Source organism: Pseudomonas sp. UYEF17, from assembly GCF_040546125.1.
Classification (GTDB): Bacteria; Pseudomonadota; Gammaproteobacteria; order Pseudomonadales; family Pseudomonadaceae; genus Aquipseudomonas; species Aquipseudomonas putida_Z.
The window spans coordinates 39,441-52,047 of the sequence record NZ_JBEPNE010000017.1 but is presented as its reverse complement, the minus strand read 5'-3'; the positions used below and the strand labels follow the sequence as shown (position 1 = coordinate 52,047).

13 protein-coding genes and 1 other RNA gene are annotated in these 12,607 nt (G+C 60.6%); 8 read left to right on the top strand and 6 right to left on the bottom strand.

Annotation, left to right across the window (positions count from 1 at the left end):
- The first annotated feature begins 138 nt into the window (after positions 1–138).
- The 6 genes from ABIB24_RS21415 to ABIB24_RS21390 all read left to right on the top strand — a co-directional run bounded on the left by ABIB24_RS21415 (position 139) and on the right by ABIB24_RS21390 (position 2,808).
- Positions 139–435, top strand: coding sequence for a PA2433 domain-containing protein (locus ABIB24_RS21415; RefSeq protein WP_013974305.1), 297 nt, complete (start codon positions 139–141; stop codon positions 433–435).
- 99 nt (positions 436–534) lie between these two features.
- Positions 535–931, top strand: a transfer-messenger RNA (tmRNA) gene (gene ssrA, locus ABIB24_RS21410).
- A gap of 362 nt (positions 932–1,293) precedes the next feature.
- A complete protein-coding gene (locus tag ABIB24_RS21405) occupies positions 1,294–1,536 on the top strand; it encodes a hypothetical protein (RefSeq protein ID WP_025340715.1) in 243 nt (80 codons plus the stop codon).
- A 23-nt stretch (positions 1,537–1,559) separates the two neighbouring features.
- Positions 1,560–1,823 (top strand): DUF3077 domain-containing protein, encoded by a 264-nt coding sequence (locus ABIB24_RS21400; RefSeq protein ID WP_025340716.1) that lies wholly within the window; start codon positions 1,560–1,562, stop codon positions 1,821–1,823.
- Between the two features lie 233 nt (positions 1,824–2,056).
- On the top strand, positions 2,057–2,335 hold the full coding sequence (locus ABIB24_RS21395) for a DUF2790 domain-containing protein (protein WP_137162455.1): 279 nt from the start codon (positions 2,057–2,059) through the stop codon (positions 2,333–2,335).
- A gap of 266 nt (positions 2,336–2,601) precedes the next feature.
- Entirely contained in the window at positions 2,602–2,808 is a 207-nt protein-coding gene (locus ABIB24_RS21390; RefSeq protein ID WP_061303556.1) for a co-regulatory protein PtrA N-terminal domain-containing protein, read from the top strand.
- A gap of 258 nt (positions 2,809–3,066) precedes the next feature.
- Here ABIB24_RS21390 and ABIB24_RS21385 read toward each other — a convergent pair whose 3' ends face one another.
- Complete coding sequence (locus ABIB24_RS21385) at positions 3,067–4,119, bottom strand: ADP-ribosylglycohydrolase family protein (protein WP_137164740.1); 1,053 nt, start codon at positions 4,117–4,119, stop codon at positions 3,067–3,069.
- A gap of 11 nt (positions 4,120–4,130) precedes the next feature.
- Entirely contained in the window at positions 4,131–4,388 is a 258-nt protein-coding gene (locus tag ABIB24_RS21380; protein ID WP_025340722.1) for a hypothetical protein, read from the bottom strand.
- A gap of 119 nt (positions 4,389–4,507) precedes the next feature.
- Here ABIB24_RS21380 and ABIB24_RS21375 point away from each other — a divergent pair, with 119 nt between their 5' ends.
- Positions 4,508–5,383 (top strand): BrxR family helix-turn-helix transcriptional regulator, encoded by an 876-nt coding sequence (locus ABIB24_RS21375; protein WP_274078619.1) that lies wholly within the window; start codon positions 4,508–4,510, stop codon positions 5,381–5,383.
- Between the two features lie 67 nt (positions 5,384–5,450).
- Here the strand turns inward: ABIB24_RS21375 and ABIB24_RS21370 are convergent, their stop codons facing one another.
- Positions 5,451–6,989, bottom strand: coding sequence for an MFS transporter (locus ABIB24_RS21370; RefSeq protein WP_137162456.1), 1,539 nt, complete (start codon positions 6,987–6,989; stop codon positions 5,451–5,453).
- A gap of 283 nt (positions 6,990–7,272) precedes the next feature.
- Between ABIB24_RS21370 and ABIB24_RS21365 the strand changes: the two genes are divergently transcribed.
- Positions 7,273–8,142 (top strand): LysR family transcriptional regulator, encoded by an 870-nt coding sequence (locus ABIB24_RS21365; RefSeq protein ID WP_274078618.1) that lies wholly within the window; start codon positions 7,273–7,275, stop codon positions 8,140–8,142.
- A 7-nt stretch (positions 8,143–8,149) separates the two neighbouring features.
- On the opposite strand, the gene ABIB24_RS21360 is transcribed toward ABIB24_RS21365, so the two are convergent.
- From ABIB24_RS21360 to ABIB24_RS21350, 3 genes are all read right to left on the bottom strand, one after another.
- On the bottom strand, positions 8,150–9,193 hold the full coding sequence (locus ABIB24_RS21360; protein ID WP_274078617.1) for a PDDEXK nuclease domain-containing protein: 1,044 nt from the start codon (positions 9,191–9,193) through the stop codon (positions 8,150–8,152).
- A gap of 144 nt (positions 9,194–9,337) precedes the next feature.
- On the bottom strand, positions 9,338–10,729 hold the full coding sequence (gene gabP / locus ABIB24_RS21355) for a GABA permease (RefSeq protein ID WP_075046444.1): 1,392 nt from the start codon (positions 10,727–10,729) through the stop codon (positions 9,338–9,340).
- Positions 10,730–11,112: 383 nt separating this feature from the next.
- A complete protein-coding gene (locus ABIB24_RS21350) occupies positions 11,113–12,456 on the bottom strand; it encodes an MFS transporter (protein ID WP_137162458.1) in 1,344 nt (447 codons plus the stop codon).
- Positions 12,457–12,607: the final 151 nt, after the last annotated feature.

Here is a 12,607-nt window from a genome sequence, read left to right as displayed (position 1 = left end):
TGTACCTGTAGGAGCGGCTTCAGCCGCGAACACCGGCGCAGCCGGTGCCATCCCGCCAGCATCCCGATTGAACCCCCGCCATTCCCCCACAGTCCACCCTTACAGGCCCACCTTCCAGAGGCCCAGAAGGAGACTCCCATGAAAGGTACCGCGCTTTCGGCCCTGTTCGCGGCCGCCACCCTGCTGGCTTCGCCGGTGTTCGCCGCCGAAGACCTGTGCACCGCCAACCTGCAAAAGATCGACGACAGCATGGCCACCGCCGGCGCCACCTCCGAAGGCCTGGACAAGGCCATTACCGAGCACGTCGACAAAGCCAAGGCTGCCCAAGCCTCGGGCGACACCAAGGAATGCATCGCCATTACCAGCAAGGTCCTGGAGCGCCTGGAAAAAACCGAGAAAGGCAGCGGCACCAGCGGCGGCGGTAGCGGCGCGTGAGCCCAAAAGCGGGCGACCGGACCGGCTGTCGACGTCGCCCGCGCAATGGCGTATACTCCGCCTCACGTACCGTAAGGTGCGTTAGCCAAGAGCTAGTGTGGGGCCGATTAGGATTCGACGCCGGTAGCGAAACTCTAGGTGCATGCCGAGTTGGTAACAGAACTCGTAAATCCACTGTTGCAACTTTTATAGTTGCCAATGACACTTACTACGGCGAGGAAGGCTCTTACGCTCTCGCAGCGTAAGAAAAACCTACGCTTCTGGTAGCTTCGGCTCCAGCAATCACTAGGGGATGCCTGTAAACCCGAACTGATTGTCATACAGAACAGGATCGTCGCGTAGCACGTTGTGGGCGAAGTGACTAAAACTTACACAACTCATCCAAAGCACCCTGCCCGTCGGGCGGCTGCGGATTAAATCAGTAGACACGGCTAAGCATGTAGTACCGACAGCGGAGTACTGGCGGACGGGGGTTCAAATCCCCCCGGCTCCACCAAATTCCAAAGAAGAAGGCGCCCTCGGGCGTCTTTTTTTGTGCCTGCTTTTTGGGGTGCGCGAGCCCCAAAATCAGATTTCATCCCTTCCGTGTAGGGCGTTTCCCAAAGATACTCCCAACGCCTGTTTTCCGTTGCGGTCGTTTTTTCAGCGCTCTAGGCTCGGTGGGTCGTTGCTCATCAACGGCATGACTTTGACAGGTCGCGACGGTAAACAACAAAACGGCTCGTCGTTATGGCAGCTGTACGTGCGGGCACGCTTGCGTGCGCCGGAACTTGTTGTTTCCGCCGGTCTGTCAACCCGCGTACAGCTGCCACCCTCTGTTTGACAGCAGATGGTGACGGCCCTGAAATGGAAGCAATCATGTTGAAGATAGTCCCCGATCCACCCCACCATCTCCATTCCCTGGAAGACACCATCATGCTGGCCTCGGACTACGCGCTCTGTGCAGAAGCCGTAGCGCAGCAGGCAATGCTGATGCAGCCGCGATCGCCAGCGTCATTGTTGATCATGGCGTCGATGCACGAGCTTGAAGCCCTGCGCAAATTACTCGAATCAGCGCTGGCGCAAATACACAAGCCAGCGGGCCCGCAAGCCGTGCACTGAATCACTACCAGGGAGATCGATCAATGGCCAACGAAGACACCCAATGCACAGTCGGTAAAACCATCTTCTACCAAGGTGAAAACCAGACCCATCCACTGTTCCGCATCGAACCCGGCATACCCTGCCAGAACGCCCGTGAACAAGCCTCGGAACTGATGGGCTACGCGCGGGACCTGACCATCGACGGCCTGATGGAAGACAAACCGAAGCTGATCTGGGCCGCGCACTACCTCTGCGCCTTGGGCAAAGCACTGCTGGATGATGCCGAACTCGGCATGATGCGCTGAACCCCGCACTGCCCTTCCCCGTGCTCGGCCAACCTCAAAAACGGACTTCGCCCAACAGATACGGGGGTCAAAGGACGAATGGTCGAAATGTGTCAGGCACGGGGAATTGCTGGGAGTTTTTTGCCACTACTGGCGTTTCAGCCAAGCGCGTTCGTCGTGGTGAAATGAACTTCACTTTCTCGGCGTGTCAGATTAGGTCCTTGTCAAGCGAACTTCATTAGAGGTACAGCCTTATGAGCATGGCCACAATTGTAAGTGCCGTGATTTCCAGTCTCGCACCAAGTGTCTTTGACCATAACAGCCTGCAAGAACCCGGCGCGCATATCTCCGCCATCGAATACCACTACGGGATGAACATCGATGTGAAACGCGTATTGCAACGCACCGATACAACCGACAAGACCGGTGTGGTACCGGTAACCGTAGTTTATGAAGACAGCAAGGGCGAGATTCACAAGATCCGCTTCCTCGAATGGGGTGGAAGCCCCGCAGCCCCTACTGGCGTGGCCTGATCCGCCCAACGTTAAAGCCCCCCAGAAACGGAAGTCAAACCTCGTACGCATTCAGTGCGAATGATGTTTCCATCACTCGAAAACGGACATGAGCGAATGATTAAAAGTTCATTCGCGAGAAACACCATTATCTTGACAGCCTAACCCTGCAAGTTAATGACCAGAAATAGCAGAAATTCAATTACAGCCAACAACAGCACACTCTAGCCAAACAGTGCAGGGTGTCATGCTGAGCAGTTCACAAAGTTTTACTTGAGGATATCCAGATGAAAACCATGAAAGTTCTCTTCGTTGCCGCCGCCCTGACCGCTTCTACTCTGGCGATGGCCTCCGGCGGTGGTGATCGGACCTTTGCACGCATGGAGTCAGCCCGCAAAGCCTCGATGCAGGCCTTCCAGCTCGCAGAGAAACAGAAAGCAGAAGCCGCTGTAGCTGAAAGCAAAGCCAAGCCAGCCAATGACGCCAAGGGCTAATCGATATAGCGCGTCCTCCAGCCTGGCCATATGGCAGGCGTTGTCGATCCATACCGTCAGCACCAACGCATGAACATATGCCGCTAGGGTCGGTACGCAGTGATCGGGGACAGGGGGACGCTCTGCGTGGCTTTGGCCATCTGGGCAAACATTGTTCAACGCTCAAAACCTTCAGCTAATCGGGGCGCGAATACTGCTGGGGTATCGCGCTCATTATTGGGGCAACTTACCCCGAAGTCGGGGAGTGGAACATCGCGTTCAACTACCCGGATAAGCCAGTTCGATCTGCTGATCGAACTCCCCGCCAACCCCACAATACTCCCGCGGAATGCGCTCGATATCTTCGGCTACCTGCGCAATCACCTGGTGCAGTTCCAAGCGCTCGAGCCAGCGGCCAGGAATAGCGGCAGCACCATGTTGCGCACCCAGCAAGTGCCCGGCGACCAACCCGGTACTGCTACTGTCGCCGCTGTGATTCACCGCCATGGCTACCCCTTCCTCGAGCGACCGAGCTGTCAGCGCACACCACAACCCAACCGCCAGTACCTGGTCTGCGACCCAAGCAGCGCCAAAATCGTCAATGCGTTGCGGGGTGGGTGCATAGCCCTCGTAATAGAAGAACAGCACGCGCTCGATCAGGCTGCGCGTTTCCTCCATGCCAGGCACCTGCCCGTACCTGGCCAGGCTCTGAGTCACAGCGTGCTCCACGCTATCTTGTCGATCGACAACGCGCTGGAGAACGTCGGCGAACAGCCCTGCCGCCAGGTAACCGGTCGGATGCCCGTGCGTCAGTCGACCGGACTGCGCTGCGTAGTCAAATGCATGGGCAAAGAATGCACAGGGTGCAACCCGTACCAGGGCACCGCAGCCCTTGCTGTTGTTTTCGGCAACCGCACCCAGCCGCCCGCTGCTCTTGAGCGCATTCAGGCAAGTTGCGTCGGGGGCACGGCGCGACCAGAGCTCCACGTGCTTGATCAGCCAGCCATCCGTGGTCACCGGTATCGTCGAGGGGTAATCCTGTGTCATCAGCCAGCGCAGCAACGCGTGATGAATAATGCTGGGAACATGACAGGGCTGCCGTGAACTCCCTAGCACATAAGCCCGCAGCAAACCTTCAGCGGTGAACAGCATCATCTGTGTATCGTCGCTGATCGCACCGGTGATGCCGTAGGCCGGGGCAAGATCAATGATGCCCTGCGCGCCGAACCTGGCCTTGATCACAGGCCACTCGAGAAACTCCACGGGGGCGCCAAGCGCGTCTCCCACTGCGCCACCCAGCAGGCAGCCTTTGATCCGTTCAAGTCTGTTCATGTCTTCCCTTGTCACTCTTCTGCAGAGACCAGGTTCTGCAAAAGCACCAGCTTGCTTTGCAGCTGTGCGATGTGCGCTTTGTCGGCACGCTGTGCTGCACGTAGCTCCCGGTTTTCCATCTCCCATATCCGCGCCCAACGCGCGTCCTGGCGGCAAGCGAAAACCAGGTGCCAGATTTCTCGCAACCGCAGGTACTGCATCAGGAGCACCACCAGGATCACCCCGATCAACACCAACGCTCCTGTTGAAACCGCTTCAGACATGGTCATGTCCACTTCCTTTCGTGACTTCAATTTATTTCGAAGACAGGAACACGATATGTAGTGTTTGGCGACAGATCTAGAATGTAGACTTATACAGGTAAAGTAATCGCGCACATGGAGAGGGTATGAAACGCAGGCAATCCATCGAGCAGGTACGCTGGGACCTGGCACTTCGCTATCGCTTGATCGAGACCGTTGCCTGGTGGGAAGGCCGGTTGACCACGGGCCACCTGATGCAGAGCTTTGGCATCAGCCGCCAGCAGGCGTCGAAGGACATCAATACCTACATCACCGAACATGCGCCCAAAAACTTGACATATGACAAGCAGCTCAAGGGCTATGTACCAAGCAAGCAGTTCAAGCCGCTGTTCATCGACGACAGCGCCAGCGCCTACCTGCACCTGCTTTATCAGAACAATGAGCGGGCCCCGCACATCGACGGGCTGGCACTGGCCTATGCGCATACCCGGGTGCTGGAAGTGCCGGACCGGCCTATTCGCCCGGAAGTGCTGCGCCCCTTGCTCAAGGCCTGCCGTGAAGGTTTGCGCCTGGAAACCGAATACGTGTCCTTCAACACCCCCAACGTGGAGGTGCGCCTAATCGCCCCGCACACGCTGGTCTACACCGGCATGCGCTGGCACGTGAGGGCTTACTGCGAAAAGAACGGCCAGTATCGCGACTTCGTCCTCAGCCGCCTGCGTGGGCAGCCAGACTTGCTCGACCAATCGCCGAACACCCGCGAGCAGGATGAAGACTGGAATGTCGAGGTGCCGGTCATCTTCGAACCTGACGGGCGATTGAACGCGGCGCAGAAGGCAATCATCGAAACCGACTTCGGCATGACGCAGGGGCAACTGGTGGTGCCCAGCCGCAGGGCGCTGGTGAAGTACGTGTTGCAGCGTTACCAGATCGACCACCGCAACCTGGCAGTACTTCCCGAGGCGCAGCAATTGGTGGTGAGCAACCTCAAGGAATTGAAGCCATGGCTGTTGAATGACTGATTGTCGAATGTCGCGACGAGGGGCTCGATGCCCCCAGTCGCTGTGTCGTGGTGCCCCGCCGCACGCTTCATGATTGCCCCTCGGCCAGCAACACCTCCGGCATGGCCGGCAGCGGCCGGCTCAGCAACACGCCGACCAGCATCGCGAACAGCAGCGCCGCCACACCAGCGACCTGCAACACGGCTTCGAAGCCCCCGATGAACGCCTGGCGGGCCAAGGGTGCCACCGTTTCTCGCAACCCGGGCTCAAGCAACGCCAACGCCGCCTGCAAATCACCCGCGGCAACCCGCGTAACCATTGCGGCAACCTGGCCCGATTGCCCAGGCGCCACGGCAGCCATGGCCTCATACAGCAACTGCCCACTTCGCGCAGCCAGCACACCACCCAGCCCACCGATGGCCAGCACGATCGCCCCGAACCGCGTGGTTGTACTCAGCCCCGAAGCCATGCCGGTGCGCTCACGCGGCACGCAAGCCATGATGTTCTTCTGCGTATCGCCATTCAGCAGCCCGGCACCAGCACCTAGCACCAGGCTGGCCAGGGCGAATGCACCGTAACCCCCCTGCTGCGTGGCCCAGGCACACAACAGGTTACCCGCCCCGACCAATACCAGGCCGAGTGCGAACACCTGCGCCGGGCTCAAGTGTGCAGCCAGGCGCATGCCCAGGCGTGGCGTCAGCAGCATGGCCACGGCAAACGGCAACATGCCCGCCCCTGCGGCCAGGGCCGACAGCTGCAGGCCGTTCTGCAAGTAAAGCGGCAGCAGGGTCATCATTACCTGGGCGCAGGCAGCGTAGGCGAACATGCCCAGCAAGGCACCAACGAAGCGGCCGCTGCGCATCAGCCGCAGGTCGATCATCGGCCGTTCCTGGCTGCGCTCGACCATGACGAACAGGCCGAACAGGAAGGCGCTGATCACCAGCCGTCCCAGGGTTTGCGCACTGCCCCAGCCCACCTGGTTGGCATCGATCATTGCCCAGATCAGGTAACCCAGGCTGCCGGCGAAAGTCAGGCTGCCCCATGGGTCGAGCCGGGCCGCAGTGCTGTCACGGGACTCGTCGACACTGCGCAGCACCATCACTGCGAGCACTGCCACCAACGGCAGGTTGATGTAGAAGATCCAGCGCCAGCCAAGGGTGCCGGCGATCAACCCGCCGAGCAGCGGCGCAAAGGTGATGGTGGCGCCCATGCAGGCGCCCCAGAAGGCCCAGGCGCGCATGCGTTCCTGGGGTTGGTGGAAGCGGTTGCCGATCGCGGCCAGTGCCGAGGTCAGCAGCAGCGCCGCGCCAACGCCCTTGGCTGCCCTGGCCAGGTCGAGGAACAGCAGGTTGGGCGCCGCGCCACAGGCCAGCGAGGCGATGCCGAACAGGGCCAGGCCGAGCAGCAGCATGCGGCGGCGGCCAAAGCGGTCGGCCAGGCTGCCAGCGGGCAGCAGGCAGGCGGCAAAGGCCAGCAGGTAGGCGCTGACCACCCATTCGATATCGGCGAACGAGCCGGACAGGTCGCGGGCGATGCTGGGCAGGCTGACCGCGACGATGTTGGTGTCGAGGATGATCAGGGCGCAGACCAGGGAGGCGGTGAGCAGGGTAAAACGCGCAGAGGGCATGGTGAGGCTCCGGATGCAGGGCTGGTTGGTCAAATCGCCGGGGCTGCCTTGCAGCCCATCGCAGGCAAGCCAGCTCCTACAGGGACCGCACCGCCTTCAAGGATTGCGCAATACCTGTAGGAGCTGGCTTGCCTGCGATGGACCGCAAAGCGGTCCCCTGCAATTCCCAGGCAGCCTTTGCCGCCAAGCCATCAGCCTTGTAGTGTTGGCCTCACCATAACGCCACCAGCCCCCAGGCTTGTTAGCCCCGGCGGCCCGCGTCATTACCCTGCAGGTAACACCCATGGAAATCCGCCATTTCCGCTACTTCCTCTGCGTCGCCCGCCACGGTCATTTCACCCGTGCCGCCGAACAGCTGGGCATCGCCCCGCCCACCCTCAGCCGGCAGATCCAGGACATGGAGCGCGAACTGGGCGTGCGCCTGTTCGAACGCAACCAGCGCGAGGTCAACCTCACCGCAGCGGGCCAGGCGCTGTTGGTCGAGGCCGAGCATGCCGTGCGCCAGTTCGATGCTGCACAACTGGGCGCGCAACGGGCGGCCCGAGGCGAAAGCGGACGCATCGAACTAGGCTATGTGGCCTCGGCCGCGTACTCGGGCATGCTCCAGCAGCAAGTCAGCCGCTATAACGAAACCTGCCCCGGCGTACGCCTGAACATTCGCGAACTGCCCATGGCCGAACTGCCCGGCATGGTCCGCGACGGCCTGCTCGACCTTGCCTATGTGCGCTCACCGATGGAGCTGCCCGAGGAGCTCGAAGCCATCGCCTTGCACCAGGAAGGTTTCGTGCTCGCCCTGCCCGCCAGCTCGCGGATAAATGAAGTGCCGCAGATCCCGGCCTCGCGCCTGGCCAATGAAACCTTCATCCTGCCCGAACAGATCTCCGGCACGCTGGAGGTGGCCGCACAAGGTGGTTTCGTCCCGAGGCTCGGCCCCCAACCAGGCAGCCTGGTGGCGGTGATCACCCTGGTGTCACTCGGCCAAGGCATCGCAGTGGTGCCAGAGTCGGTGGTGCAACGCATCAGCCTGCCGCAGGTGAACTACCGGCGTATTGTCGACAGCCAGGCCAGCTCGTGGCTTAGCCTGATCCACCGGCGCTTCGAGAAAGCGCCGGCGGTGATGCGTTATGTGGAAAGCGTGAAGTGCGGCATTTGATGGGTGCTCAAGCGCCCTGTTCCTCAGCAGCGCCCAAGGCATAGAACTCATGCAGCTTGGCTTGTAGCAGTGCCTTGTCCGGCAAGCGCGTTTGATACTCCGCTATCAGAGCTGGAGACAAACTGCGATTAAGTGCGTACTCGACCACCTCGTCGTCCCTGCTGGCGCATAACAACACGCCGATGGCAGGGTTTTCATGAGGCTTACGCTCATTGCGATCCAGCGCCTCCAGATAAAAATCGAGCTTGCCCAGGTACTCGGGCTCGAAGCGACCAACCTTCAGTTCGATCGCTACCAGGCAGTTGAGGCCACGGTGGAAGAACAGCAAGTCCAGTGCGAAATCCCGGCCGCCAACCTGAAGCGGATATTGAGAGCCGACGAAGCAGAAATCCCGGCCCAGTTCGCTCAGGAACTGTTTGAGCCGCTCCATCAGTGCGCAATGCAGGTCAGCTTCAGCATGGTCCCCAGGCAGGCCAAGGAACTCGACCATGTAGGCATCTCGGAAAACATCCATGGCCGCCGGATAATTCTGCCTCAGCGCCGCTGAAACTTTTGCCGGGCTAGCGATGCTGCGTTCATACAATGCGGCTTTCAGTTGACGCTCGAGCTCACGCCTTGACCAGCGCTCCTGAACAGCCATGCGCACATAAAACTCGCGCTCATCGCGCTGCTTGCACTGTCCCAGAATGATGAGGTTGTGGCTCCAAGACAATTGTCGCACCAGTGGTGCGACTTTCTCATCACCTCGATATGAATCGTAGAACTGACGCATCCGGAACAAATTCGCACGAGTGAACCCGCGCAATCCAGGCTGCGTTCGAGCAAGATGCACAGCCAGCTGGCTGACCACCGAATCACCCCACTCCGCCTGCTCCAGTTTGCGACTGATGTAGGCACCAACCTGCCAGTACAACTCGATCAGTTGAGTATTGACCGCCTGCACCACCCGCTGCCTGGCGCCTTGAATCAACGCCAGCACTTCCTCAAAACGGTCATCCTTTACCAAAGGAAGGGCCGGCGGCGCTTGTAGGTCTTGTTGTTCTGCGCTCATGCATCGACTCCCTTTATGAATTCGAAAGGGAGTCTACGCCCGGGGAGTAGCCGTTCGACCATCAACGACACCGAACAAGTGTTTCAAAAAAACAAAGGGCACCCATCCACTGGTGCCCTTTGCCCTACCACCAGGTGAACTCAATCACCCCATCGAACGCACCCCCACAGGTTGCGCATTGCCCCGCGTGGTCACGATCCCCAGGAAGGAAATCACGATCGCCAGGCCCAATGTCGAACTCACCTCTGCCCGGTGTTCAGGCGTGAACATCATGACCGCCAGTGCCCCGCCAATGAACAGGATCACCGCCCAGGTCAGGTACGGGAACAGCCACATGCGGAACTTCAGCTCGGTGTTTTCCCGCTCCAGGCGGCGGCGCATGCGCAGCTGCGAAATGGCGATGACCATGTACACCAGCAAGGCAATGGCGCCGGAGCTGGCCAGCAGGAACTCGAACACGCCCTTCGGCGCGAAGTAGTTGAGGATGGCAATGGCCGCGCCGATCAGCGTGCTGCCGAATACCGCAGCGCGTGGCACACCGACCTTGGAGGTCTTGTTGAGCATGGCCGGTGCGTCACCGCGCTTGGCCAGCGAGTACATCATCCGCGAGGCAATGTAGATCGAAGAGTTCATGCAGCTGGTCACTGCCACCAGCACCACCAGGTCGACCATGAAGGCCGCGTTGGGGATGTTCATGATCTCCAGCGCACGCTGGTAGGAGCCCACCACCGCCAGCTGCGGGTCGTTCCACGGCACCACCGAAATGATCACGAAGATCGACAGGATGTAGAAGGTGCTGATGCGCCAGATCACCGAGCGAGTGGCCTTGGCGATGTTGCGCGACGGGTCGCTGGATTCGGACGCGGCGATGGTCACCGCTTCGGTGCCGATGAAACTGAACATCACGGTGATGAACGCACCCACCACGGCCGACCAGCCCTTCGGCGCGAAGCCGCCGTGCTCGGCCATCAAGCCGCTCAGGCCGCTGACCTCGCGGTTGGGTAGCCAGCCCATCAGTGCGGCGAAACCCAGGCCGATGAAACCGAGAATGGCCGTGACCTTGAGGATGGCGAACCAGAACTCGAACTCACCGTATTTGGCCACGCTGAACAGGTTGGTACCAGCCAGCAGCAGCACCGAAGCCAGGGCGAATATCCAGCTGTCCACCTGCGGGAACCAGGCGTTCAGCACATGCCCGGCGGCCAGTGCTTCGATCGGGATTACCAATACCCAGAACCACCAGTACAGCCAGCCGATGGTGTAGCCGGCCCAGCGGCCGATGGCCTGCTCGGCGTAGGTGGAAAACGATCCGGTGTCCGGGTGTGCCACGGCCATTTCGCCGAGCATGCGCATGACCAGTACCACCAGGGTCCCGGCCACGAAATAGGAAATTATGGTAGCTGGCCCGGCTGCCGCGATGGCGTGGCCAGAGCCGACGAAAAGTCCGGCGCCGATGATGCCGGCGATGGACAGCATCGTTACATGACGTGGCTTGAAACCTTGTGCAAGGTTGCCATCAGATCCCACGGTGTTCATTGATGTTGTTCTCTTTTTGCTGACACAAGGATGGACGGGCAGGTGTAGGCGAAAATATCTCCTTTGAAATCAATAAGTCGACACGTTACTCGCGCTCTGTTGTTGATATTTGGCACGCGTCACAGAGCAACGTGTCAGTGCAGGTCGGGCTTCATTTAAGCCCCGCAGGGCTGTGGGAAATTACACGAGAACGCCCCGGAACTGTTCGATCACGACAGGGCATTTCCATGAACGCCAGATGTCGCGAATCGCATGCCCGATCGCGTCACCAGGCCGTCTGGAGCTTTTGTTTTTCATTTGGGTGTGTTTGTGGCTGTACTGGCCCTTTCTGCCAGCCACAAAAAAGCCCCGGTCTCCCGGGGCCTCTGTTGCCAGGCGTCTGCCTACGCCTGCCCGGTACGCTCGAAGCGTCGGGCCAGCAACAGGTAAGCGAGGATCCCCAGCACGCCATGGGCGGCCACGAACCAGAGTGCGTTGTGGAACGAGCCGGTGCTGGCCACCACATAACCGATCACCAACGGGGTGACGATACCGGCGATGTTGCCGATGCCGTTGAACACGCCACCGCACAGGCCAACCATCTTCTTCGGCGCCACATCCGACAACACCGCCCAGCCCACCGCCGCCAGGCCTTTGCCGAAGAAGGCCAGGGTCATCAGGGCGATCACTGCGGCATTGCCGTCCACATAGTTGGCCAGCACCAGGCTGGTGGACAGCCCCATGCCGATGATGAACGGGGTCTTGCGCGCCCTGGACGGGTGCACGCCACGGCGGATCAGCCAGTCGGACACGAAGCCACCGAGAATGCCACCGCTAAAACCGCAGATTGCCGGCAACGCGGCCACCCAGCCGGCCTCCATGATGGTCATGCCACGGCCCTTGATCAGGTAGATCGGGAACCAGGTGATGAAGAAGTAGGTGAGCGCGGTGATGCAGTACTGGCCCAGGTACACCGCCCACAGGTTACGGCTGGTGAACAGTTGCGCAAGCTCGGCCCGGGTCGGTTTGTTCTTGGCGGTCTTGCGTTCCTTTTCCAGGTCGACCAGGGCGCCGCCTTCACGCATGTAGTCCAGCTCTTCGGGGCTCAGCCCCGGCGCACTGTGCGGCTCGTGGTACAAGCGGAACCACACCACGCTCAGCGCCAGCCCCAGCACGCCCATCCAGATGAACACCTGCTCCCAGCTCAGCGCATGGGTCATCCACGCCATCAACGGTGCGAACACCACCACGGCCATGTACTGCGCCGAGTTGAACAGTGCCGAGGCGGTGCCGCGCTCGCGGGTGGGGAACCAGCAACTGACGATGCGCGAGTTGGCCGGGAAGGCCGGCGACTCCACCAGGCCCAGCATGAACCGCATGGAGAACAGCGCCACGGCGGCGGACACACCAGCCAGGCCCATCCAGCCCACGGTCCCTTGCAGCAGGGTGAACAGCGACCAGAGGATCAGGCTGATGCCGTAGACCCGGCGAGCGCCGAAGCGGTCGAGCAACCAGCCGCCAGGTACCTGGCCCAGGGCGTAGGCCCAGGCGAAAGCAGAGAAGATCATGCCCAGCATGACCGGGTCCAGGCCGAGGTCCTTGAGCACCTCGGTGCCGGTAATCGACAGGGTGGCGCGGTCGGCGTAGTTGATGACGGTGATGACGAAGATCAGTGCCAGGACCAGGAAGCGATGGCGACCGATCCCGGCCACGGCCTGCGGTGCGGCGACGGCGGATTTGCTGTTCATGTGGACCCTCTTGCTTCTCGGTGGAAGCGATTGTTCTTGTGCGGAGAAGGTGTGGCCCTCGGGGCCTTGTGTTGCCTGTGCCGGCCTCTTCGCGGCTAAAGCCGCTCCCACAGGGTCAGTGCAGTGCTCAAGGCATGCGCTGGCCCTGTGG

Coding starts and splice junctions, on each gene's coding strand:
- ABIB24_RS21405 (WP_025340715.1), top strand. CDS start 1,294: ATGTTGAAGATAGTCCCCGATCCACCCCACCATCTCCATTCCCTGGAA.
- ABIB24_RS21400 (WP_025340716.1), top strand. CDS start 1,560: ATGGCCAACGAAGACACCCAATGCACAGTCGGTAAAACCATCTTCTAC.
- ABIB24_RS21375 (WP_274078619.1), top strand. CDS start 4,508: ATGAAACGCAGGCAATCCATCGAGCAGGTACGCTGGGACCTGGCACTT.
- ABIB24_RS21360 (WP_274078617.1), bottom strand. CDS start 9,193: ATGAGCGCAGAACAACAAGACCTACAAGCGCCGCCGGCCCTTCCTTTG.
- ABIB24_RS21395 (WP_137162455.1), top strand. CDS start 2,057: ATGAGCATGGCCACAATTGTAAGTGCCGTGATTTCCAGTCTCGCACCA.
- ABIB24_RS21380 (WP_025340722.1), bottom strand. CDS start 4,388: ATGACCATGTCTGAAGCGGTTTCAACAGGAGCGTTGGTGTTGATCGGG.
- gabP (WP_075046444.1), bottom strand. CDS start 10,729: ATGAACACCGTGGGATCTGATGGCAACCTTGCACAAGGTTTCAAGCCA.
- ABIB24_RS21350 (WP_137162458.1), bottom strand. CDS start 12,456: ATGAACAGCAAATCCGCCGTCGCCGCACCGCAGGCCGTGGCCGGGATC.
- ABIB24_RS21370 (WP_137162456.1), bottom strand. CDS start 6,989: ATGCCCTCTGCGCGTTTTACCCTGCTCACCGCCTCCCTGGTCTGCGCC.
- ABIB24_RS21365 (WP_274078618.1), top strand. CDS start 7,273: ATGGAAATCCGCCATTTCCGCTACTTCCTCTGCGTCGCCCGCCACGGT.
- ABIB24_RS21415 (WP_013974305.1), top strand. CDS start 139: ATGAAAGGTACCGCGCTTTCGGCCCTGTTCGCGGCCGCCACCCTGCTG.
- ABIB24_RS21390 (WP_061303556.1), top strand. CDS start 2,602: ATGAAAACCATGAAAGTTCTCTTCGTTGCCGCCGCCCTGACCGCTTCT.
- ABIB24_RS21385 (WP_137164740.1), bottom strand. CDS start 4,119: ATGAACAGACTTGAACGGATCAAAGGCTGCCTGCTGGGTGGCGCAGTG.